The organism is Paenibacillus sp. EKM301P (genome assembly GCF_011800295.1).
In the GTDB taxonomy this organism is placed as follows: Bacteria; Bacillota; Bacilli; order Paenibacillales; family Paenibacillaceae; genus Paenibacillus; species Paenibacillus polymyxa.
Genome location: NZ_JAALFM010000001.1, coordinates 593,725 through 616,617, shown reverse-complemented (window position 1 = coordinate 616,617; position 22,893 = coordinate 593,725). Strand labels below are relative to the sequence as shown.

The window sequence follows — 22,893 nt, the reverse complement described above, 5'->3', positions numbered from 1 at the left end:
GATCCCGTGCGGATCGTTTTTGCGTTTGCAGGACATTTTTTGGGCTCTCCCACTCATATAGTGAAATAAAGGATGTGATGCGTGTGAATGCACCGGAAACGTCAGTAAGAGCCATGAAAATTTCCGAGTTTCAAACCAAGGATGTCATTAACATTGTAGATGGACGACGTCTAGGACAAATCAGTGATCTGGAGATTGACGTACGACAAGGGAAAATTGAAGCTATTGTGGTTCCGGGCAGCAGCCGATTCATGGGTTGGTTTGGAGGGGGAAGCGAATTGGTTATTCCGTGGCGCAACATTGTGAAAATTGGTTCGGATGTTGTGCTTGTTCGACTGGAGGGATTGCATGAGCCGCCGGATGAGAGGGAGGAAAAGTCTTATATCGAACGTCAGGAGCGGAATGACCGACGGGGCTTTTGAACAGCAGGTACACGTAATTTAGTATGTTGTGAAGACACAGCGGCGGCTTTTTGGTACACTGGGCAGTAGAGGTGAGAACGAAATGGAACCGTTTATAGTGAATACCGAGGCTAGAGGGACTACGCCCATGCAAGATGGCGGACGTCCCGTGCCAGAGTTGTTATATATCCAATCTTGGGAGCGGCAGGTTCAGGGATTAACAGTGGGGTTTACAGGGCGTCATGGCGGTGTCAGCGAAGCGCCATACGATAGTCTGAACTGTGCGTTTCATGTAGGGGATGACCCGGAGAAAGTCATTCGCAATCGCCAATTAATTGCTGAGCAGCTTGGTTTTGCTGCTGAAGCGTGGACGTGCGGCGAACAGGTCCACGGTAATCATGTTGCTGTTGTCCACGCTGCTGATCGTGGGCGAGGCTTTATGGATCGTGCATCAGCTTTTCAGGACACAGATGGACTTCTGACGAATATACCAGGCATTTTGCTGACGTCCTTTTATGCGGACTGTGTACCCTTATATTTTTGTGATCCCGTGCATCGTGTGATTGGATTGGCGCATGCAGGCTGGAAGGGAACAGTTGCGGAGATTGCGTTGAAAATGGTACAGACCATGCAAACTGAATATGGATCTCAGCCGTCCGATATACTAGCAGCTATTGGTCCTTCTATTGGTCCTGAATCCTATGAGGTAGATGAGCATGTGATGAATCAAATCCGGGTTTTAGAGCATGATTGCCCGGGTAATGATAAATGGGAAGGTTCTGTTTATTTCCCCTTAACTGGTGGAAAAACACTACTCGACTTGAAACAATGCAATCGACACATTATGATGAAAGCAGGAATATTGCCGAGCCATATCGAATGTACTACCTTGTGCACGAGTAGCCGCAGCGATTTATTTTTTTCATATCGCAAGGAAGGCGGCGTTACAGGAAGAATGGCGAGTTGGATTGGTCTGGAAGAGAGGTGAGTCCTCCCGTGTCTTTGGAGGAACGAATTAAAGAAGTTAACGCCCGTATCGAAGCGGCATGTGCCCGTAGCGGACGTTCGCGTGATGAAGTAAATGTGATCGCTGTCACGAAATATGTTTCGGCGGCGGCAATGGCATCCGTATTGGATAACGACTTGGAGCATGTGGGCGAAAATCGCTGGCAGGATGCTGCGGATAAATGGAGCAAGTTGGGTGATCGGGGAACGTGGCATTTTATTGGTCATCTCCAAACGAATAAGGTTAAAGATGTAATTGGAAAATTTAAATTTATACATTCGCTTGATCGCTTATCGCTTGCTCAGGAATTGGACAAGAAGGCAGCCGCTTTGGGACTGCGAGTCAAAGCTTTTGTGCAAGTCAATATTTCTGGGGAAATTTCAAAATACGGCTTATCCTCCGAGGCAGTTGCCCCTTTCCTAGAACAAATTCGCGAGTTGGAACATGTGGATGTAATCGGCCTGATGACCATGGCTCCTCATGAGGAAAACCCAGAACATACTCGACCTGTGTTTCGGGGATTACGTGAACTGCGTGATCGGTTAAATGGACAAGCTTTGACTAGAGAACCTATCGTTCACTTGTCTATGGGGATGTCCAATGATTTTGAAGTGGCGGTTGAAGAAGGAGCGACTTGGTTGCGGCTTGGTTCCGTACTGGTCGGACGAGAGGAGGATTTTCAGTGGGCGTAATGAATAAGTTCATGAACTTTCTGGGCCTTCAGGAAGAAGAGGAAGTTATAGAGCGAGAGGTTATGAATACGCCGGAAGATCAAGAAATTGAAACCCCAAGCTTTGATAAACGTAAGAACCAGAAGGGCACGAATGTTGTCAGCATCCATTCACAAAAAAATGTGAAAGTTGTTCTGTATGAGCCGCGTTCTTACGATGAAGCACAGGAAATCGCCGACCATATCCGTTCCCACCGGACCGTCGTGGTTAACTTGCAACGAATTCGCAAGGATCAGGCGCTACGCATCATTGATTTTTTGAGTGGCACTGTGTATGCACTGAGTGGCGGCATTTCGAAGGTCGGTAACAATATTTTTCTGTGCACACCGGATACGGTTGAAATTCAAGGCTCCATTACGGAGATACTGGCTGACACTGAACAAGAACTTAACAGAATGAGGTGAGCTTTTCTTGATCGAGGTAATTTACTGGCTATTTCAGATTTATTCGTACATGATCATTGCATATGTCCTGCTGTCATGGCTTCCTAATGCCAGAGAGAGTGTGATCGGTGATTTACTTGCCAGATTTGTGGAGCCATATTTGTCTCCTTTCCGCAGGTTTATACCGCCAATCTTCGGGATGATTGATATTTCACCTATCGTAGCGTTGATTGCTCTGCGTTTTGCATCGTACGGTTTGATTTCTTTAATCGGCAATTTCGTCTAGGAGGATTTATGCGGACTGAGATTTATGAGCATTTTCACCCGGATGAACGGGATTATGTGGATCGTGCTTCCGAATGGATCAGTCATGCGGGAGCTTATCATGAGCAGAAGCTGACTGATTTTTTGGATCCGCGACAACAGTACATATTGGAGACACTTGCTTCGAAGGAAGACAAGGTCACGATTAGGGTAGATGGCGGATACATGGCTTCGGAACGAAAGCGGGCGCTGATTGCGCCCGATTATTCGTATTTGGACGATGAGGAAATGGGAATTCAGGTCCTTTCCATCACTTCTGATGATCATAAAATCAATACCCTTGAGCACGGTGATTATCTAGGTGCCATTTTGGGGCTTGGAATCAAGCGTGGCAAAATCGGCGACATTCACGTGCTGGATGATGGGTGTCATGTATTGGTGGCGTCAGAGATTGGAGATTTTATGACCATGCATTTGCAGCAGGTACATCGTGTTCATGTATGGACAGAACTGTTGCCAGTAGCAAGTCTCCGAACGAAGGAAGTTGCATTAGAGGCGATGGATCTGACGGTGGCTTCTTTGCGTCTGGACGGGATTGCTAGTGACGTCTACAAATTGAGCCGCAGTAAAATATTAACACCGATTCGAGCGGGACGATGTCGGGTAAACTGGAAGGTGGAGGAGAATCCATCGACTTCACTTAAAGTTGGAGATGTTATTTCCATGCAGGGATTTGGGCGTTTTAAAGTGCTTGAAACAGACGGGATGACAAAAAAGGGTAGATTCCGTGTCAAAATTGGTAAGTTTGTATAGCGGAAGGCAGGATTCATGAGATTTCTGTCGAAAGAATTAACTTATAGCGTTGAACTGGAACGATTTTGCTCTGTACAGTATTCACAAAACGGGGTATGATGACCGATAGATGATATTGAGCGTCGTGACGCGGAAAATGAATTTTTTTGTCAATCTTATAGGAGGTGGACGGCATGCCATTAACGCCATTGGATATACATAATAAGGAATTTGCCCGCCGGCTTCGCGGTTATGACGAGGATCAGGTTAATGAATTTTTGGATCAGGTGATCAAGGACTACGAGGGCGTTATCCGTGAAAATAAAGAATTGAGCACCCAGTTGTTGAACGTACAGGAGAAGCTCGATCATTTCGCGACGATTGAGGATACACTGAGCAAGACAATTATTGTCGCGCAGGAAGCAGCTGATGAAGTTCGCAACAACGCCAAGAAAGAATCTCAACTGATCGTGAAGGAAGCGGAAAAAAATGCGGATCGTATTGTGAACGAAGCATTGTCCAAATCCCGTAAAATCGCGTTGGAGGTTGAAGAGCTGAAGAAACAGGCTTCAATTTACCGAGCACGGTTTCGTACATTGGTGGAAGCGCAGCTCGACTTGTTAAGCCAAGATGGCTGGGAAGCACTTGAAAACCGGGAACGCGAAGTGCTGGAGCGCGAGCGTGAAATGAAAGAAATTTACTAATTTTGATTTCTGACAAGCTTTTATTAGGTCTTGTTAGGGTTGACTTTTATCTTTAAACAGGCTATAACTGTAAATACTATACTGAATTCAACGATTATCCGTCTATCGGTTGATGGTTGTTATTCAAGGCAACGATGTTGCTGATTTAAGATTTCGATGAATTTAACATGTTTAATTCGTTGATGGGAACGAGTACGTCATGATTTGTCCCTCAGAGAGTTGGCCTACCGGTGCAAGCCAACGTTCAGAACATGACTGAAGATCCTCCCGGAGAAGTGAGCTGAAGCGCTTAAACTTGGGGCGTGTGTAAGCGATCACCGTTTGCCATGCGTTATAATGGCGCCCTGCTGAAGTAGAGTAGGGCTCAGAGAGTCGTGACAAGATCGTCTTTTTAGATTGGTCTATTTACGGAATCAGGGTGGTAACGCGAGCACAGTCTCGTCCCTTTTACAGGGATGGGGCTTTTTTTGTTGCTTTTTTAAGTGCGCTAGAACAATTAATGATGAGCAGAGAGGAAGTATAACGTTATGAACAGAGTGGATGTTAAAGAAAAAGCACGGTCACGTGACCTACGCATCCTGAGCAAATGGAAACAGGAGGACACATTCCGTAAATCCATTACCAATCGTGAAGGAAAGCCCAATTTTGTGTTTTATGAGGGCCCACCAACAGCTAACGGCAAACCACACATCGGTCATGTGCTGGGTCGCGTAATTAAGGATTTCGTCGGCCGCTATCAGACTATGAAGGGATATCGTGTCGTACGGAAGGCGGGTTGGGATACGCATGGCCTGCCGGTGGAACTGGGTGTGCAAAAGCAACTGGGGATCTCCCACAAACCTGAAATTGAAGAATATGGTGTTGAGAAATTTATTAAAAAATGTAAAGCGAGCGTGTTTGAATACGAGCAGCAATGGCGCGATTTAACCGAAGCGATCGGATACTGGACAGACCTTGATCACCCGTACATTACCTTGGACAATAACTATATCGAGAGCGTATGGAACATTTTGGCGACGATTCATGAGAAAGACCTGCTGTATCGTGGTCATCGTGTGAGTCCGTATTGCCCGGATTGTCAGACGACGCTAAGTTCCCATGAAGTAGCACAGGGCTACAAAGATGTAAAGGATCTGAGTGCCACGGCCAAATTCAAGCTGCATAGCAGTGGTGAATATGTACTGGCCTGGACGACAACACCTTGGACCTTGCCGAGCCACGTGGCGCTCGCTGTCAACCCTGAGCTGGAATACGCACGTGTGAAGCAAGAAGATGGTGTATACATCGTTGCTAAAAATCTGGTTGAGACCGTAATTAAAGGTGATCATGAAGTGATTGGCACGCTATCGGGTTCTGAACTGGTAGGCCAAACCTATACCCCGCCATTTACTTATTTTCAGGTGGAAAAGGGTAACCAAATTCTGGGTGCGAAGTTCGTAACAGACTCCAGCGGTACAGGTATCGTTCATATGGCTCCGGCACATGGTGAGGATGACTATCGCGTATGTCGTGAAAATGGCGTTGGGTTTATCAACGTAGTGGATCTTCAAGGTAACTATGTAGCTGAAATCACTGATTTTGCAGGCCGTTTTGTGAAAGATTGCGATGTAGATATTGTGAAAATGCTATCCGAAAAAGGTTTGCTGTACAGCAAGGAAAAATACGAGCATAGCTATCCGTTCTGCTGGCGCTGCGATACTCCATTACTGTACTATGCTATGGACAGCTGGTTTATCAAAACAACTGCGATCAAGGATCAACTGATTGCCAACAACAGCGAAGTTGAATGGTACCCAGGTCATGTACGCGAAGGACGCTTTGGCAAGTTTTTGGAGGAACTGGTGGACTGGAACATCAGTCGTGATCGCTATTGGGGTACACCGCTTAATATCTGGGTTTGTGAGGAAACTGGAGAACAGTTCGCACCCCACAGTATTGCTGAGTTGAGAGAACGTGCGATTGGGGACGTGCCGGCGGATATCGAGCTACATAAACCATATGTAGATGATATCAAGGTTCGTAGCCAATGCGGTAAATACGAAATGACTCGCACACCGGAAGTCATCGACGTATGGTTCGATAGCGGTTCTATGCCGTTTGCACAGCATCATTATCCTTTTGAGAATAATGAAACGTTCGAGCAGCAATTTCCAGCAGATATGATCTGTGAAGGGATTGACCAGACTCGTGGCTGGTTCTATAGCTTGCTTGCGGTTTCGACTATGCTGACTGGCAAAGCTCCTTACAAAGCTGTCATGGCAACAGGCCATGTACTGGATGAGCAGGGTCAGAAAATGTCCAAATCGAAGGGCAATGTTATCGATCCGTGGGAAGTAATTGACGAGTACGGTACAGACGCTTTCCGCTGGGCATTGCTCTCCGATAGCGCACCATGGAATAGCAAACGTTTTTCCAAAGGCATCGTAGGCGAAGCTAAATCGAAGCTGGTAGATACGCTTGTCAATACACACGCATTTCTGACTTTGTATGCAGATATTGACGGATTTGATCCGGCACAGCATCCGTTCAAGCCATCGGCACACAAATTGGATCGCTGGATTTTGTCCCGTCTGAACAGCTTAATTTTGGTTGTGGACAAAGCATTGTCTGTCAATGACTTCCTGAACTCTGCCAAAGCGATTGAGTCGTTTGTGGATGAACTGAGTAACTGGTATATCCGTCGTTCACGTGATCGATTCTGGGGTAACGGGCTTACAGAAGATAAGCTGGATGCGTACCGCACACTGACGGAGGTGCTGTTAACGACGGCGAAGCTGCTTGCACCGTTCACACCGCTGCTTGCTGAGGATATTTACCTCAACCTGAGCAATGGGGAAAGTGTTCATCTGGATGACTATCCGTCTGCCAATGAATCCTTAATTGATCTGGAACTGGAGCGAGATATGGAAACGGCACGTCGCGTCGTTGAATTAGCACGTAATGTCCGTAACGAAACGGGTTTGAAAACACGTCAACCGTTGTCTGAGTTGATTCTGTCTATGGATCAGGATTTTGACCTGGGTGGCTATGAGGAAATCATCAAAGATGAGATCAATGTGAAGCATATTCATGTTGAGACGGACGATAGCGGATTTGTAGATTTTACATTGAAGCTGAATTTGAAAGTGGCAGGCAAGAAATACGGCAAAAATGTCGGATTCCTACAAAATCTTTTCAAGGGAATGTCTGCTGAAGAAACTCGTTCTGTTGTAGAAAAAGGGGTACTGAACGTGGCTTCTCCAGAAGGAGAAGAGTTGCAAGTTACAGCTGAGGAATTGCTGGTGGAGAAAAAAGCGAAAGAAGGCTTCGCTTCTGCTTCTGGCTATGGCTTAACGGTAGCGTTGAACACAGACATTACACCGGAGCTTGAGCAAGAGGGCTGGGTACGTGAAGTGGTTCGTGCGGTACAAGACTACCGCAAAAAGCTGGATCTGCCGATTGAAAAGTATGTAGCATTGACGTTGGATGTAGACAACGATTTGCGTCAGGCGATCGAAAGCTTCGACTCTGTGTTGCGTGAGAACGTATTGGTAACCACGGTGACATTTGGTCAAGCCGAACCAGCGGAACATGTAGAAGTGAATGGCAAAACGATCGGCGTTCATATTGGGGAATAATTACAAGCCCCCTGCCCCATAATACAATAACAGGCAGCATATAAAAACGAGCCTAAGCATCGGAAACGGGTTTCCTCCGTTACGTGCTTCGGCTCGTTTGCTGCTTTCGGGGCAGCCATGGGAAAAGGGGGATTGTGCATATGACAGCACGGTCAAGGCGCAGACTGGGAAGGAGTCTCCGAGGGATGAACGGAGAAGGGGCCGCCATAGCCTCAGATAAGGGAATAGCAGGTGACCAGGCAGAGAAACTAAGTCGTGTGGAAAAGCTGGTGCAAGCTGTATCAGAGCAGATGGAACGAACACGTATTGCAGATTACGCTTTGCTGCTGAATAAGCCTTGGCGATTACTTTGGCTAAACCTAATATCAGGTGTTTCCCGTGGAATCGGCATTGCGCTAGGGTTTACTTTTTTTGCCGCTACCATAATTTATGTGCTGCAAGTGCTCGGAGCGTTGAATTTGCCGATTATCGGTGATTATATCGCTGATATTGTACGGATCGTACAGCGACAATTAGAGCTTACTACCTACTAGGGCGTTTCACTTTTAAGCTTCCGATTCGTCCTCGTGCAAATCTGGCTCCAGCAGACCTTCACCCTCGCCATCTTCTATATAACGCTGATAAATAGAACTGCGGACAATGGATACATTTCTGCCATAAATGTCAGTAGCGACAAAGCTTTCATATGGCTCTACGAAGCCCATATTATCATCGCCAGCTTCAATTTCCATATCATCATAGCGGTGGATTTCACCACTTTCAGCCATGGCCGGGGTGTTAGAGGTTCCCCAATTTTCAACGATCTGCCAAGCATCTTCACCGTCAAAGCCGTTTTGTTCTTCACGCTCATCCAGGCTTGTTCTACCGAACGCGGGAGCGAGAAATTCTTCCTCCACCGGACGGTTGTTGGATACTTCTGTCTCAGGACTGTATTCTTTGCAATAAATGGTATAGGGAACAGCCAACAGGCGTTCATAGGGGATGGGTTTGCCGCTGGCGGCGCAAATGCCATAGGTTCCCTTATCCATAGCCATCAAGGCTGATTTGATACGTTCCAATTGAAACTCGTCATGCTCCAGTAAGGAAATATCTTTGGCTCGCTCATAGGTTTCGGTAGCTAGATCGCCTGGATGGTTATCGATGGGAGAAAGCTCACCGGTTTGGTCGCGTTGAGAATCGCCGAGTCCATAATGGTCGTTGTTTTGCAAACGATGCTCAATTTCCTTTTTGCGTTCCAGCAGTTCGTTACGCAAGCCCTGCAATTGTTGCTCCGTCAATGGGGACATGGAATCCTCTCCTTGTTCTAGATTTACATGCATGCAATGTGTCAGGTATGCTCCTTGTAGTGTGCACCGGGAAGACCTCTTTTACATAGGAAATTCTAATCAAATGTGATTGAGTTCATTCCATTTAAGGACTATGCTCGATAGCCTGCAGGACTCGTGGACGATCTGAGAAGGCTTATGCTACAATAAATGGGTTCGACAACGGATATAAGCGGATCGGAGTGACGAAGGACTGTGATTTATTTTGGTATTGCGCTAATTATTTTTTTGATTGATCAGGGTGTCAAATATTTGGTGGCTACGCGGATGGAATTGTACGAGCAAATACCAGTCATCGGCAATTTCTTTTTAATCACCTCTCATCGTAATCGCGGAGCCGCTTTTGGGATTTTGGAAGGGCAACGCTGGCTTTTTATCGTGATTACAATTGTAGTTGTGATCGGTATCGTATGGTACCTGAGAAAAACGGTCAGAGCTGGGCAAAAACTACTTCCTGTTGCGCTAAGTTTGGTGCTTGGGGGAGCGGTTGGTAATTTTTTGGATCGAGCTATTTCTGGAGAAGTAGTTGATTTTGCACAGTTCAATTTTGGAAGCTACACATTCCCGATTTTTAATGTGGCAGACTCGGCAATTGTCGTCGGTGTTGCACTGATTATTTTGGATACATTGCTGGAATCGCGTCGGGAAAAAGGGAATGGCAATGATAGCGTTGAAGGGAAGTCATAGCATGAACGAAGTGAATGAAAACGGCGAAGCCATAGGTCTGTCTTATGAGGACGAACTGGAGGGTGAATCTCTGGAATGGACAGCGGATTCAGGGGATGTCAAAACACGTATAGACAAATACATCGCCGAAGAAATGAAGGAAGTGTCTCGTTCCCAGATCCAGCTGTGGATCGGGAATGGCCGCGTACTGGTGAACGGTGCGGCGGTCAAAGCGAACTACAAGCTGGCTGAAGAAGATCATATCGTACTATCAGTACCTGAACCAGAAAGTGTAGATATTTTGCCGGAAAATATTCCGCTAGATGTCGTATACGAGGATTCGGACGTTATTGTCATTAACAAGCAACGTGGTCTAGTTGTGCATCCTGCACCAGGACACTCCTCGGGAACACTGGTCAACGCACTGATGTACCACTGCCATGACCTTTCCGGCATTAACGGGGAATTACGTCCCGGTATTGTTCACCGTATTGATAAGGATACATCAGGACTGCTGATGGCAGCTAAAAATGATCAGGCCCACGCATCACTTGCAGCACAGCTGAAGGATCATAGCGTGACTCGGAAATATATAGCATTGGTCCACGGTCATTTGAGTCACGATCAGGGAACCGTAGATGCTCCGATTGGTCGTGATTCAGGTGACCGTAAATTGTTCACGGTTACGGAACGCAACAGCAAGCATGCAGTTACCCATTTTCTCGTCATTGAACGGTTAGGTGATTATACCCTGCTTGAACTTCAATTGGAGACAGGACGGACACACCAAATTCGTGTTCACATGAAATTCATTGGACATCCATTGGTTGGCGACCCTATGTATGGACGCAGTAAAGGGGTTCGTATGGATGGCCAAGCGCTGCATGCAGCGGTTCTGGGATTTAAGCATCCAACTACTGGAGAGTACTTAGAATTTAGCAGACCGATCCCTCCTGATATGGAGGACGTATTAACGTCCTTGCGTAGTCGCTAAAATAATGATGATTTGCTCTGCTTTCCTATTCAAAAACTTGAATAAATTATTAAGTATAACCGCCTAAATGGCGGTTTTTTTTATTGTTTGAATAGGAATGGGTAAAAACAACTATGGATAATTATACAGTTAGGATGTATAATTATTAAAGTGCTTCCGGTGGTTCCGGTTGAACGGGTGTTGACACGAGATTTTCAATCTGTCATACTTCTTGTAGTTGCGATGGACTTTGTCCGAGAGATGGTTAACCATCTCACACTATGAGAAACAGGACAAAGGAAATCCTGAATAGCACCTTTAAATCAGTCCCGTGAGGCTGGCAAGGTAACGTGAATGGATCACTGATCAGTGCATCCGCTGCGGCGGTATGTCTTCAGTGTGTCCGACAGATCGGAGAACAGTGGAAGACTGTTCATACGAGACTCCTTGCCAAACTTGGGCAAGGAGTCTTTTTTGTATCCGAACACGGGACCAGGTCTGAAGGGAACATCACCTGAGGAGGCTGGAAGCATGAGTATTGAAACACATGTACTGATGGATGAAATTGCGATTCGTCGGGCATTAACGCGGATTGCACATGAAATTTTGGAGAAAAACAAGGGTATTGACGATTGCGTACTCGTAGGTATTCGAACACGCGGAGTTCATCTGGCGCAGCGCTTGGCTGAAAAAATTGCTGAAATTGAAGGCGCACCAATTCCATGGGGAGAGCTAGATGTCACAGCCTACCGGGATGACCGGAGCAGCGTTGCCGAGGCTAAAGGAAATGGAAAAGAGCTTTTGATGAATCCCGCTGACGTATCGGTTCATGATAAGAAAGTCATTCTCTTTGACGATGTGCTGTACACAGGCCGTACTATTCGCGCGGCGATGGATGCATTGATGGACTGCGGACGACCGCAAATGATCCAGCTGGCTGTGCTAGCAGATCGCGGACACCGTGAGCTTCCGATTCGTCCGGATTACATCGGCAAGAACATCCCGACCTCCAAATCTGAGGAAATCGTAGTTGCACTTCAGGAGACGGACGGTAAGGACGAAGTGACGATCATTCAGAACCGGGGGGAATAGGTATGATCACAACAGCCAGTCAACTTAGAGAACGTAGCCTGCTCGGATTAAAAGAACTTAGCCGAAATGAAATTGAGTCGATTCTGGATCGTGCTCAGTATTGGGAATCACAGCCGCAAAAACTGATTCCAGTCCTACAGTCACGCTTCGCGGCCAACATGTTTTTTGAAAATAGTACACGCACACGCTTTTCTTTTGAAATGGCGGAGAAGCGGCTCGGCGCTCAGGTTTTGAACTTTTCCGCTGCGGCTTCCAGTGTGGAAAAAGGGGAGTCCATTTACGATACTGTGCGTACGCTTGAATCCATGGGCATTGATGCTGGAGTCATTCGCTTAAAGCCAGCAGGAGTGCTGCAAGAGCTTGCTGAGAAGGTCAGTGTTCCGCTGGTTAATGCGGGAGACGGCAACAATGAGCATCCAACGCAGGCTTTGCTAGACCTCTACACCATGCGCAAAACTTTCGGTGAGCTTAAAGGCTTGAGAGTATCCATCATAGGAGACATTTTGCACAGCCGTGTAGCTCGCTCGAATCTGTGGGCCTTGCAAAAATTCGGAGCCGAGGTTAGCTTCTGTGCACCAGACAATATGCAGGCATCTGATCTTGCAACGTACGCGCCTTATGTGCCGATGCAAGTAGCATTGCAGGCAGACGTAGTCATGATGCTGCGGGTCCAGCTGGAACGGCATGCCGAAGGAATGTTGCGCTCAGCGGATGAGTACCGAGAGCAGTACGGTTTGACAGAAGAAAGAGCAGCAAGCCTTAAGTCCGGAACAATTATCATGCACCCGGCTCCAGTGAATCGAAACGTGGAGATCGACAGTGCAGTTGTGGAAAGCGAGCAATCGCGAATTTTTCCGCAAATGGCCAACGGGGTTCCGATCCGCATGGCGGTTATGGAACGGGCAATGAAGCTGTAGAAGCTGTCAGCAGGATCGTAGGAAAAAGTTGCAAAAAACCTGAGCGGAGGAATATTTCAGATGAAACAATTAATTATGAATGCAAGCGTATTGAACGAGCAGGGCGAGGCTGAATTGAAATCCATCCTAATTGCCGACGGAAAAATTTTAGCTATCGCCAATGCGGATGCCGGAGTTAGCCTACTTGTGGAAGAAGGGGCATCTGGGGAAGAGCTCGAAGTCGAAAAAATCGACGCCCAGGGAAAACTGGTCATCCCCGGTCTAATCGACATGCATGTGCATCTGAGAGAACCTGGCTTTGAATATAAAGAAACCATTGAAACAGGTAGCCGCGCTGCGGTGAAAGGTGGATTTACCACGATTGCCTGCATGCCGAACACACGTCCGGTTACTGACAATGTAGACACGGTTCAGCTGGTGCTGAAAAAGGGGCAAGAGGCTGGGCTGGCCAAGGTACTTCCTTACGCAGCCATCACGAAAAACGAACTGGGACGAGAACTGACGGATTTTGAAGCGCTCAAAGCAGCAGGTGCAATCGGCTTTACTGATGACGGAGTCGGAGTGCAGAGTGCGCAAATGATGAAAGATGCCATGTCACGAGCCAAAGCGCTGGATATGCCAGTCATTGCACATTGTGAAGATAACACACTTGTTGTAGGAGCAGCGGTGACGGACGGTGAATTTGCCAAGCGTCACGGACTTAAAGGTATCCCCAATGAATCCGAGGCGATCCATGTTGGGCGTGACATCCTGCTATCCGAGGCAACCGGGGCACATTATCATGTATGCCATGTCAGCACAGAGCAATCGGTGCGGTTGATTCGCCATGCAAAATCTTTTGGCATCAAAGTCACTGCTGAGGTATGCCCGCATCACTTGGTACTGTCCGATGAGGACATTCCTGGGCTGGATGCCAACTGGAAAATGAATCCTCCACTACGTTCCCCGCGTGATGTACAGGCATGCATCGAGGGGCTGGAGGACGGAACGATTGATATCATCGTAACTGACCATGCAGCACACAGTGAGGAAGAGAAGGCAAAAGGGTTGGAGCTGGCGCCATTTGGAATCGTCGGATTTGAAACGGCCTTTCCACTGCTGTACACCAAATTCGTAGCTACCGGGAAATGGACGCTGGACTTTCTGGTGCGCCGTATGACGACTGACCCAGCGCGTGTCTTCCGCCTTGATACAGGACGTCTGGAAGAGGGAGCACCCGCTGACCTGACCATGATTGATCTGGAGCAGGAGCAGGCAGTTGATCCACAAACGTTTGCCAGCAAAGGACGCAACACTCCTTTTACAGGCTGGAAGCTCAAAGGCTGGCCGGTAAAAACTTGGGTAGACGGCAAACTGGTATGGTCTGCTGACGAAGCAAAATAATACACAACTACTTAAAAAATAGAACCTTATAGCAGGAAACAAAATAGAGGAGTGAGACGGGATGCAGGCAAGATTGTTACTTCAGGACGGCACGCTGTTTACAGGCACATCATTTGGTGCGGAAGGTGAAAAAACAGGCGAGGTCGTTTTCAACACAGGGATTACAGGCTATCAAGAGGTGCTGACGGATCCCTCTTATTGCGGACAAATCGTAACCATGACTTACCCGCTGATTGGTAATTATGGAATTACTCGTGATGATTTTGAATCGGTACGGCCTTATGTTCATGGCTTTGCTGTTCGACATTACGAGCCGGCGCCAAGTAACTGGCGTGCTCAATACAGCGTGGGCGATTTGCTGAAGGAATATGGCATCATTGGCATTAGCGACATCGACACCCGCATGCTCACCCGGATTATTCGCCATCACGGCACAATGAAGGGCATTTTGACGACTGGTTCCCAGCCGGTGGAAGAACTAAAAGAAATGATGTCCGACATGACCATAGAAGAACTGCGCAATCAGGTTCCTTTGACTTCTACACCTCATCCGTACAGCAGCCCTGGCAACGGAGAACGGATCGTATTGATTGACTATGGTGCCAAGAGCGGCATCCTGCGCGAACTGAATAAACGGGACTGCGATGTGGTTGTCGTTCCGCATGATACGACGGCCGAAGAAATTCGTCGCTTAGATCCAGACGGTATACAGCTGTCCAACGGTCCTGGAGATCCGAAAGACGTACCACATGCTGTCCGTACGGTGGCTGAACTGCTAGGAGAATACCCTATTTTCGGGATTTGCTTGGGACACCAGTTGTTTGCCTTAGCTTCGGGAGCAGATACGGAAAAGCTGAAATTTGGACATCGCGGTGGTAACCATCCGGTGAAAGAACTGGAGAGCGGCCGTTGCTTCATTACATCACAAAATCACGGGTACACAGTGAATGAGGATTCGATCCAAGGAACTGAGCTTGAAGTGACGCATATTAATAACAACGATAAAACGATCGAGGGTCTTAAACATACTAAATATCCTGCGTTTTCGGTGCAATATCACCCAGAGGCTGCACCTGGCCCTTACGACAATGGCTACCTGTTTGACCGCTTTCTGGATATGATTCGTGAACACAAAAGAAATCAACCAAAGCAACCGCGTCAGGCTGCTATCGCCGCCGCAGTGAGAGGAGAGCGCTAATATGCCGAAAAATACAGAACTTAAAAAAATACTCGTGATCGGTTCCGGTCCTATCGTTATTGGTCAGGCAGCAGAATTCGATTACGCTGGTACACAAGCTTGTCAAGCGCTCAAAGAAGAAGGCGTCGAGGTAGTACTGATTAACAGTAACCCGGCAACCATCATGACAGACACCAATATGGCAGACAAAGTATATATCGAGCCGATTACACTGGATTTTGTAACACAGATTATCCGTCAGGAGCGTCCAGATGGTCTACTTCCTACACTGGGAGGACAGACAGGTCTGAATATGGCAGTGGAACTGGCTCGCGCAGGGGTGTTGGAGCGCGAAAACGTTAAGCTGCTGGGAACTCAACTGAATTCAATTGAAAAAGCCGAAGACCGGGACTTGTTCCGCGACCTGATGCGTGAGTTGGAACAGCCCGTGCCGGAGAGTGTAATTGTAACGACATTGGAAGAATCGCTGGAATTTGCTAACGAAATCGGTTATCCCATTATCGTTCGACCGGCTTATACGCTGGGAGGTACAGGCGGTGGGATCTGCGCCACAGAAGAAGAATTGCGTGAAACCGTAAGCTCTGGCTTGCGTTACAGTCCAATCGGACAATGTTTAGTGGAAAAAAGTATCGCAGGTATGAAGGAAGTCGAATATGAAGTCATGCGTGACGGCAATGACAACTGTATCGTGGTCTGCAATATGGAAAACTTCGATCCGGTCGGCGTGCACACTGGTGACAGTATCGTCGTAGCGCCGAGCCAGACGCTGTCAGATCGTGAGTATCAGATGCTGCGCTCCGCTTCTCTCAAAATTATCCGCGCCCTCAATATCGAAGGCGGCTGTAATGTACAGTTTGCACTGGATCCGCACAGCTATCAATACTACGTGATTGAGGTCAACCCACGGGTGAGTCGTTCCTCGGCACTGGCTTCCAAGGCGACCGGATATCCGATTGCCAAAATGGCGGCCAAAATTGCACTAGGCTACACACTGGATGAAATTGTGAATCCGGTAACGGGACAAACGTATGCTTGCTTTGAGCCGACATTGGATTACATCGTGAGTAAAATACCACGCTGGCCATTTGACAAGTTCATTTCTGCCAACCGCAAACTTGGCACACAAATGAAAGCAACCGGTGAAGTCATGGCCATCGGACGTACATTTGAAGAGTCAATCCATAAAGCGGTTCGTTCTCTGGAAATTGGTGTACATCGCCTGCATCTAAAGGGTGCCGATCAACTATCTGATGAGGTGCTTAAGGATCGTCTGAGTAAAGCAGATGATGAACGCTTGTTCTTGGTAGCCGAGGCATTCCGTCGTGGCTGGAAGCAACAAGATATTCAGGATATAACTAAAATTGATTGGTGGTTCCTCGACAAGGTAGAGGGAATTGTCAAATTTGAATCCACTATCGCAGAAGAGTCTGAGTTGACTTATGAAACACTCTATCAGGCCAAACGAAAAGGATTTACTGACCGCTCCATTGCTGAGATTCGCAGTATGGGTCAACGCAAGAGTATGACAACCGAACCCGAGGTTCGTGAATTCCGTCTAAATCAAAACCTGCGTCCTGTCTACAAAATGGTAGATACGTGTGCGGCCGAGTTTGAAGCCACAACTCCGTACTACTACTCCTCTTATGAGGTGGAAAACGAAGTGATTCCATCTAACAAAGAGAAAGTCATCGTACTCGGCTCAGGACCCATCCGAATCGGGCAGGGGATTGAATTTGACTACTCCACTGTGCATGCGGTGTGGGCTATTCAAAAAGCGGGTTACGAAGCGGTAATTATTAATAACAATCCGGAGACTGTATCTACAGACTTCAACACATCTGACCGTCTCTACTTTGAGCCACTTTTCTTCGAGGATGTAATGAATGTCATCGAGCAGGAAAAACCGATTGGTGTCATCGTCCAGTTCGGCGGTCAAACGGCGATTAACCTCGCAGCACCACTTAGTGCGGCAGGCGTGAATATTTTGGGTACGAGTCTGGAAAGTATCGATGAAGCAGAAGACCGGAAAAAGTTCGAACAGCTGCTGTCTCGCCTTGCTATCGCCCAGCCTAAAGGCAATACGGTCACGTCGGTAGATGAAGCGGTAGGAACTGCCCAAGCATTGGGGTACCCAGTTCTGGTACGTCCATCCTACGTCCTGGGCGGACGCGCTATGGAAATTGTGTACTCAGATACGGAATTGCTGCGGTACATGGAAGAAGCGGTTAAAATCAATCCGGAACATCCTGTGCTCATCGACCGTTATATGCTGGGAAAAGAAGTTGAGGTTGACGCCATCTGTGACGGTGAAACGGTCTTGGTACCTGGGATTATGGAACATGTGGAACGGGCAGGGGTTCACTCGGGTGACTCGATCGCAGTGTATCCGCCACAACACTTGTCTGACGAGCTGAAGCAAAAAGTCGTGGACATTACGATCAGCATCGCCAAGGAATTGAAAACGATTGGTCTGGTAAACATTCAGTTCGTCATTCATCAGGATGAGGTGTATGTCATCGAGGTTAACCCTCGTTCCTCACGGACGGTTCCTTTCCTAAGCAAAGTAACGAATATTCCGATGGCTAACCTGGCGACACAGGCCATTTTGGGCGGTAAGCTCAAAGATGCAGGCTACACAGAAGGGCTATGGCCTGAAAGTAATTATGTCTCGGTTAAGGTTCCTGTATTCTCCTTTGCCAAGCTGCGTCGTGTAGAGCCAACACTGGGGCCTGAAATGAAATCTACAGGTGAAGTTATGGGACGCGATATCCAGTATGCGAAAGCATTGTACAAAGGACTCGTAGGCGCAGGTATGAAAATTCCATCTACTGGGGCGATCATCATCACAGTAGCGGATAAGGATAAGGAAGAAGCGGTCGAGCTGATGCAGGGCTTTTATAGACTGGGCTACAAAATTATTGCTACAGGTGGAACGGCAGCAGCCTTGGAACAGGCCCACATTCCAGTGAACACTGTTAACAAGCTAAGTGAGGGCAATCCGAATATTCTGGATATGATCCGTACAGGTGAAGCCAACTTTGTCTTCAACACGCTCACCAAAGGCAAAACGCCAGAGCGTGACGGATTCCGCATCCGCCGCGAAGCAGTTGAAAACGGCATTGTCTGCATGACCTCGCTGGATACAGTGCGCGCTCTGTTAAAAATGCTGGAGACGATTAACTTCACATCCGAATCGATGCCAGTTCTAAGCAACTAACGCGTTATGAATAGATAAGCAAAATAAGTGGTAATGGGAAGGACATTCATCAGCATTTGCTGACGGATGTCCTTTATCACGGGCAAATATACCCGAATTGATGTGAAAAGGGGCGGTAGAACGGTGAACGAAGCATTTCAGCAGATGGCAGGACGGCTGATGGTTGCGCTAGATTACCCGGATGCACAACAAGCAGAGCAGTTAATTCGGCAGCTGGAGGGAATTCCTTGTTATATAAAAGTGGGGATGCAGCTGTTTTATAGCGCAGGGCCAGCTTTTGTAGAACAATTAAAATCAAGAGGATACTCCGTATTTCTGGATTTGAAAATGCACGATATCCCTAACACGGTACGGGGAGGGGCAGAGAGCATTACCCGTCTAGGGGTGGATATGTTTAACGTACACGCTGCTGGAGGCCGCAGTATGATGTCGGCCGCCAGAGCCGGAGCTGAAGCAGCGATTTCCGCAGACAGCTCACTTGCCATGCCGCTCATTATTGCAGTTACACAGCTGACCAGCACGGATCAAACGACTATGAATACGGAGTTAGGCATTCCGGGCACGGTGCAGGATGCTGTCGTTCGTTATGCACAATTGACGCGTGAGGCTGGACTGGACGGTGTGGTCGCATCCCCATTAGAAGTGCCTGCGATTCGTGCGGTATGTGGAGCGGACTTTAAAACCATAACTCCTGGCATACGCCCGGCAGGCAGTGCTACAGGTGATCAGTCGCGTGTGCTTACACCCGGAAAAGCCATTGCCCAGGGCAGCAGCTATATCGTCGTTGGACGGCCGATCACGGCGGCACCAGACCCACGCGCCGCAGCGAAACATATTATTGAGGAGATGATACAAGTATGACTACATTAAACAATATCCCAGAGCAAATTGCATCCCATCTGTTACGCATTCAGGCAGTGGCATTGCGTCCACAGCAGCCTTTCACATGGACATCCGGTATTAAATCCCCTATCTACTGTGACAATCGCCTGACCATGTCTTACCCAGAGGTGCGTGAACTAATCGCAGATTCTTTTGCGGCTCTCATCCGTGAACAATACCCTGAAACCGAGGTCATTGCTGGTACAGCCACAGCAGGAATTCCTCATGCCGCCTGGGTGGCACAAAAGCTAAATCTGCCAATGGCTTATGTCAGAGACAAAGCTAAAGGACACGGGAAAGAGAATCAAATCGAAGGCCGCATCAGCGCCGGACAAAAGGTTGTGGTTATCGAAGACCTCATCTCTACCGGGGGAAGCTCCATTAAAGCAGCACAGGCCGTAGAGCAAGCAGGCGCTCAGCCGTTAGCTGTACTGGCTATTTTCAGCTACCAGCTGGACAAAGCTACTCAAGCTTTTGAAGAAGCAGGTGTGAAGCTGCAAACCTTGTCCAATTACACCGCCTTGATGGAGGTTGCCTTGCGTGAAGGAACCATTCAGGAGGAAGAAATGGAACTGCTGCGTTCCTGGCGTCAGGACCCAGCTTCTTTTGGCAAATAAGGCTGAGTATTAGAGAGACAACGGAGCCAATAAGTAGTGCGCCACAGACTCACTGACATCCAGTGCAGATTGTTAGAAATCAAGCTGTGTAAATCGAATTCGATCCGGTTACACTAACTCCTACTATACATGTGAAAAGAGGGAGTTCGGATGTATTGGGTTTACTATGGCAGACTGTACACGACTAAATTTCAGGCAGGATGTTTGGCAAAAAGGCTGGAGCACGACGGCTGGATGTACGGCTACAATGATCCCCGCGCAGTGGAGGTGTACCGCTCGCGCAAAGGTCGTTATGGTGTCCGATTTATTCCATAGGTTTACAAAAATAATTTTTAAAAAGAAAATTTCTAAAAACTATTGACGAAACACAAGAAAATGTTGTATATTAATTAACGTTGCTGTTACGAATATGTAGCGTGAATATACATGTTTTTTTGAGGGCCCTTAGCTCAGTTGGTTAGAGCGGTCGGCTCATAACCGATTGGTCGGGGGTTCGAGTCCCTCAGGGCCCATTTCCTCAAAAACCCTTGCTAAGCAAGGGTTTTTTGTTGTTTGTAGAGGGTGAAAAAATGGAGGGAAGTAGCATTTATAAGGGAGCGATTATAATTTGCTAACGTATTTGATATCATGAATTTATTTTCGAGGTTTATCGCCTCTACTAAGCTGTTTCACAAATGGTAAATCTGCAGGTAAGAAATCATATTGGAGTATTGTTTCTTTGTTGACCCAACGTAATTGATCATGATCTATTAATTGAATTTCACCAGATATCCATGTAGCCCAAAATGCAATTAATTTTAATGAACCATCACCATATGAATTAACAGATTCTCCAAGTGTTTCATTGAATCACTTTCCTCTAGGAAACTCCCACTTGTATCAGCTAGTTTTTAATCGGGATTCGTCTGGTGATTAAGTATTCGCCATCGTTGTGAATAAAGACTGTCGTAACTGATTTCATCGCCAACACCTCATATATAATTTTATAATACACAAAAAATCTTAAAGGTATGTTCACGATGGTATTTTACATAATGCTTATGGCTTCAAGTAAGGTGATTTTCAATTGATCTTCCACATTTATTAATAACTTACTTAGATCGTCGAGATTAGTAGTTATGTTGAATTCGCTTTGCAATCTTCCGCAGAGGAATTAAACGGATTTTATTCATGATTTGAGAAACATATTTATGATTTCAGTTGTTAAGAACTTGACTCCCAAAGCAACATATAAACTGGGGTATTTCGGTTTCTAATAAGATTTCATTCTTATCACTACTAAAGAAGCAATAAGGCAGTTTAGTTCTTAGGCAGATTGGGATCAACGCTCCCTTGAAGTTAATTAAATAGTATGCTGATGACGCAAAGGTAAGATTCATGGTGAGATAAGGCAAAGGACTAATCAGTTTAGTAGCGGGTAGAAATCTAATTTTATATCCAATAAAAAATATATATGAGAATATATGTATTATATTTATAAATCAGTAAATGTATGTTTAGACATAATTTTAGGAATATATTACCTTAGTATCTGTTCAATAGATCACTGGGGGGATTATAAAATGAAATGGATTTCTTTTAAAAAAATAGGTGTTGTTGCAGGTATATTTTTCTTTGCATCGATTCTCTTTTCTAACATGAGCGTCTTTGCAGCAAAAGTTGGAGAACGCTTGGATACACCTGAACCTGGATGGACTCGGTATGACGATCGATCACCAGAATTAATTTATGGTAATGACATGGTTAAAATAGAGGATGCAGAAGACTATAACAAGACAGTGTTAGGAGCTGCTCATAATAAGCCAAGTACTATTAATTTTAAATTCGATGGAACAAAAATTAGACTAATTATCAATATGTCAGATTCATATACTAAAAAAGTAGGGATTAGCATAGATGGTAATGTAGAATACTTTACTGCGTATAGAGAGTCTTGGTCGCACCAACGCTTAGCTTATGAGAAAATAGGTCTAAAAAAAGGTGTACACGTCGTTAAAATTTGGACTGAGACTCCGTCAGAAAACTATGTCGTTTACGATTACCGATTTGATGCTATAGATATAGACTCTGATGGAAAGCTCATTGATTACAATGTTTCACAAATTAATCTAAATGCCGAGGCAGGGAATAGTCAGGTTACATTGAAGTGGAATCAGATTAAAGACTCAGAAAACTATACAGTAAAATATGGAACAGAATCAGGCAAATACACTGAAACGGTAACAGCAACAAAAGATGCATATGGCAACTTCGTTATTCCGAGCCTAACCAATGGAATAAAATACTACTTTATTGTGAGTGCTAAAGTAAATGGTGTGGACTCCAAATACTCTAATGAAGCATCTGCAACTCCAGAAGGAGATGGGCAAACAGTCCCTGAGCAACCAACAGGCAATCGTGCAATTCTGATGGTTACCTTGACAACTGGTTTGGAGAAAGAATTTGACCTGAGTATAAAAGAGGTAAATGACTTTATTGCCTGGTATGAAGGAAAACAAGCAGGAACTGGATCGGCTTCATATGCTATTAATAAACATGACAACAATAAAGGGCCATTCAGCAGTCGTAATAATTATATGTTGTATGATCGCATCCTGACGTTTGAGGTAAGTGAATACTCTAAATAGAAAAATCCTCGCTAACCTGTGTTGGTTGGCTCGAATCTTATATACTCTAAATTGTTTGAATGAGTGGATATAGAGAAGGGTCTTCATTTGGTGCATAT

At 46.4% G+C, this 22,893-nt stretch carries 21 protein-coding genes, 1 tRNA gene and 1 other annotated feature; of the genes, 21 read left to right on the top strand and 1 reads right to left on the bottom strand.

What is annotated here, in order from left to right; translation table 11 throughout:
* The first annotated feature begins 77 nt into the window (after positions 1-77).
* The 9 genes from HFD99_RS02815 to HFD99_RS02775 all read left to right on the top strand — a co-directional run bounded on the left by HFD99_RS02815 (position 78) and on the right by HFD99_RS02775 (position 8,431).
* On the top strand, positions 78-422 hold the full coding sequence (locus tag HFD99_RS02815) for a YlmC/YmxH family sporulation protein (protein WP_173426158.1): 345 nt from the start codon (positions 78-80) through the stop codon (positions 420-422).
* An 82-nt stretch (positions 423-504) separates the two neighbouring features.
* Positions 505-1,389 (top strand): peptidoglycan editing factor PgeF, encoded by an 885-nt coding sequence (pgeF, locus tag HFD99_RS02810; protein ID WP_123797393.1) that lies wholly within the window; start codon positions 505-507, stop codon positions 1,387-1,389.
* Positions 1,390-1,397: 8 nt separating this feature from the next.
* Positions 1,398-2,099, top strand: a complete 702-nt coding sequence (locus HFD99_RS02805; protein WP_017428126.1) for a YggS family pyridoxal phosphate-dependent enzyme — start codon at positions 1,398-1,400, stop codon at positions 2,097-2,099.
* Entirely contained in the window at positions 2,090-2,542 is a 453-nt protein-coding gene (locus HFD99_RS02800) for a cell division protein SepF (protein ID WP_013372076.1), read from the top strand. Before HFD99_RS02805 ends, HFD99_RS02800 begins: the two co-directional genes overlap by 10 nt.
* A gap of 7 nt (positions 2,543-2,549) precedes the next feature.
* Positions 2,550-2,807 (top strand): YggT family protein, encoded by a 258-nt coding sequence (locus HFD99_RS02795; RefSeq protein WP_013372075.1) that lies wholly within the window; start codon positions 2,550-2,552, stop codon positions 2,805-2,807.
* A gap of 8 nt (positions 2,808-2,815) precedes the next feature.
* Positions 2,816-3,598: a YlmH family RNA-binding protein gene (locus HFD99_RS02790; protein WP_017428125.1), complete on the top strand. Its 783-nt coding sequence runs from the start codon at positions 2,816-2,818 to the stop codon at positions 3,596-3,598.
* 173 nt (positions 3,599-3,771) lie between these two features.
* Complete coding sequence (locus HFD99_RS02785) at positions 3,772-4,281, top strand: DivIVA domain-containing protein (RefSeq protein WP_013311075.1); 510 nt, start codon at positions 3,772-3,774, stop codon at positions 4,279-4,281.
* Positions 4,282-4,451: 170 nt separating this feature from the next.
* Positions 4,452-4,730 (top strand) — a binding site (T-box leader).
* Between the two features lie 78 nt (positions 4,731-4,808).
* A complete protein-coding gene (ileS, locus tag HFD99_RS02780; RefSeq protein ID WP_016821534.1) occupies positions 4,809-7,898 on the top strand; it encodes an isoleucine--tRNA ligase in 3,090 nt (1,029 codons plus the stop codon).
* A gap of 140 nt (positions 7,899-8,038) precedes the next feature.
* Positions 8,039-8,431 carry a DUF5665 domain-containing protein gene (locus tag HFD99_RS02775; protein ID WP_026065489.1) on the top strand — a complete coding sequence of 131 codons (393 nt, stop codon included), beginning with the start codon at positions 8,039-8,041 and terminating at the stop codon, positions 8,429-8,431.
* Positions 8,432-8,443: 12 nt separating this feature from the next.
* On the opposite strand, the gene HFD99_RS02770 is transcribed toward HFD99_RS02775, so the two are convergent.
* On the bottom strand, positions 8,444-9,184 hold the full coding sequence (locus tag HFD99_RS02770) for a TraR/DksA C4-type zinc finger protein (protein ID WP_016821531.1): 741 nt from the start codon (positions 9,182-9,184) through the stop codon (positions 8,444-8,446).
* Between the two features lie 234 nt (positions 9,185-9,418).
* On the opposite strand from HFD99_RS02770, the gene lspA reads away from it, so the two are divergent.
* From lspA to HFD99_RS02710, 12 genes are all read left to right on the top strand, one after another.
* Positions 9,419-9,910, top strand: a complete 492-nt coding sequence (gene lspA, locus HFD99_RS02765; RefSeq protein WP_123797392.1) for a signal peptidase II — start codon at positions 9,419-9,421, stop codon at positions 9,908-9,910.
* A 1-nt stretch (position 9,911) separates the two neighbouring features.
* Positions 9,912-10,883, top strand: a complete 972-nt coding sequence (locus tag HFD99_RS02760; protein ID WP_123797391.1) for an RluA family pseudouridine synthase — start codon at positions 9,912-9,914, stop codon at positions 10,881-10,883.
* A 510-nt stretch (positions 10,884-11,393) separates the two neighbouring features.
* The gene (gene pyrR, locus HFD99_RS02755) at positions 11,394-11,954 is read left to right on the top strand and encodes a bifunctional pyr operon transcriptional regulator/uracil phosphoribosyltransferase PyrR (RefSeq protein WP_016821529.1); all 561 of its coding nucleotides are present in this window, start codon (positions 11,394-11,396) and stop codon (positions 11,952-11,954) included.
* A 2-nt stretch (positions 11,955-11,956) separates the two neighbouring features.
* On the top strand, positions 11,957-12,871 hold the full coding sequence (locus HFD99_RS02750; RefSeq protein ID WP_123797390.1) for an aspartate carbamoyltransferase catalytic subunit: 915 nt from the start codon (positions 11,957-11,959) through the stop codon (positions 12,869-12,871).
* 60 nt (positions 12,872-12,931) lie between these two features.
* Positions 12,932-14,254, top strand: a complete 1,323-nt coding sequence (locus tag HFD99_RS02745; RefSeq protein WP_123797389.1) for a dihydroorotase — start codon at positions 12,932-12,934, stop codon at positions 14,252-14,254.
* A gap of 61 nt (positions 14,255-14,315) precedes the next feature.
* Complete coding sequence (carA, locus tag HFD99_RS02740; RefSeq protein WP_016821526.1) at positions 14,316-15,452, top strand: glutamine-hydrolyzing carbamoyl-phosphate synthase small subunit; 1,137 nt, start codon at positions 14,316-14,318, stop codon at positions 15,450-15,452.
* A 1-nt stretch (position 15,453) separates the two neighbouring features.
* On the top strand, positions 15,454-18,669 hold the full coding sequence (gene carB / locus HFD99_RS02735) for a carbamoyl-phosphate synthase large subunit (RefSeq protein WP_016821525.1): 3,216 nt from the start codon (positions 15,454-15,456) through the stop codon (positions 18,667-18,669).
* Positions 18,670-18,735: 66 nt separating this feature from the next.
* The gene (gene pyrF, locus HFD99_RS02730; RefSeq protein WP_123797388.1) at positions 18,736-19,530 is read left to right on the top strand and encodes an orotidine-5'-phosphate decarboxylase; all 795 of its coding nucleotides are present in this window, start codon (positions 18,736-18,738) and stop codon (positions 19,528-19,530) included.
* A complete protein-coding gene (gene pyrE, locus HFD99_RS02725; RefSeq protein ID WP_123797387.1) occupies positions 19,527-20,168 on the top strand; it encodes an orotate phosphoribosyltransferase in 642 nt (213 codons plus the stop codon). Before pyrF ends, pyrE begins: the two co-directional genes overlap by 4 nt.
* A gap of 150 nt (positions 20,169-20,318) precedes the next feature.
* On the top strand, positions 20,319-20,483 hold the full coding sequence (locus tag HFD99_RS02720; RefSeq protein ID WP_010345444.1) for a hypothetical protein: 165 nt from the start codon (positions 20,319-20,321) through the stop codon (positions 20,481-20,483).
* A 123-nt stretch (positions 20,484-20,606) separates the two neighbouring features.
* Positions 20,607-20,680: transfer RNA gene (locus HFD99_RS02715), tRNA-Ile, on the top strand.
* A gap of 1,050 nt (positions 20,681-21,730) precedes the next feature.
* Entirely contained in the window at positions 21,731-22,795 is a 1,065-nt protein-coding gene (locus HFD99_RS02710; RefSeq protein ID WP_123797386.1) for a fibronectin type III domain-containing protein, read from the top strand.
* The last annotated feature ends 98 nt before the right edge of the window (positions 22,796-22,893 follow it).

Excerpts from the sequence above, each read along its gene's own strand:
- HFD99_RS02815 (WP_173426158.1), top strand. The coding sequence starts at position 78 with ATGCGTGTGAATGCACCGGAAACGTCAGTAAGAGCCATGAAAATTTCC.
- pgeF (WP_123797393.1), top strand. The coding sequence starts at position 505 with ATGGAACCGTTTATAGTGAATACCGAGGCTAGAGGGACTACGCCCATG.
- HFD99_RS02790 (WP_017428125.1), top strand. The coding sequence starts at position 2,816 with ATGCGGACTGAGATTTATGAGCATTTTCACCCGGATGAACGGGATTAT.
- HFD99_RS02785 (WP_013311075.1), top strand. The coding sequence starts at position 3,772 with ATGCCATTAACGCCATTGGATATACATAATAAGGAATTTGCCCGCCGG.
- ileS (WP_016821534.1), top strand. The coding sequence starts at position 4,809 with ATGAACAGAGTGGATGTTAAAGAAAAAGCACGGTCACGTGACCTACGC.
- HFD99_RS02775 (WP_026065489.1), top strand. The coding sequence starts at position 8,039 with ATGACAGCACGGTCAAGGCGCAGACTGGGAAGGAGTCTCCGAGGGATG.
- HFD99_RS02770 (WP_016821531.1), bottom strand. The coding sequence starts at position 9,184 with ATGTCCCCATTGACGGAGCAACAATTGCAGGGCTTGCGTAACGAACTG.
- HFD99_RS02760 (WP_123797391.1), top strand. The coding sequence starts at position 9,912 with ATGAACGAAGTGAATGAAAACGGCGAAGCCATAGGTCTGTCTTATGAG.
- pyrR (WP_016821529.1), top strand. The coding sequence starts at position 11,394 with ATGAGTATTGAAACACATGTACTGATGGATGAAATTGCGATTCGTCGG.
- HFD99_RS02750 (WP_123797390.1), top strand. The coding sequence starts at position 11,957 with ATGATCACAACAGCCAGTCAACTTAGAGAACGTAGCCTGCTCGGATTA.
- HFD99_RS02745 (WP_123797389.1), top strand. The coding sequence starts at position 12,932 with ATGAAACAATTAATTATGAATGCAAGCGTATTGAACGAGCAGGGCGAG.
- carA (WP_016821526.1), top strand. The coding sequence starts at position 14,316 with ATGCAGGCAAGATTGTTACTTCAGGACGGCACGCTGTTTACAGGCACA.
- carB (WP_016821525.1), top strand. The coding sequence starts at position 15,454 with ATGCCGAAAAATACAGAACTTAAAAAAATACTCGTGATCGGTTCCGGT.
- pyrF (WP_123797388.1), top strand. The coding sequence starts at position 18,736 with ATGTCCTTTATCACGGGCAAATATACCCGAATTGATGTGAAAAGGGGC.
- pyrE (WP_123797387.1), top strand. The coding sequence starts at position 19,527 with ATGACTACATTAAACAATATCCCAGAGCAAATTGCATCCCATCTGTTA.
- HFD99_RS02720 (WP_010345444.1), top strand. The coding sequence starts at position 20,319 with ATGTATTGGGTTTACTATGGCAGACTGTACACGACTAAATTTCAGGCA.
- HFD99_RS02710 (WP_123797386.1), top strand. The coding sequence starts at position 21,731 with ATGAAATGGATTTCTTTTAAAAAAATAGGTGTTGTTGCAGGTATATTT.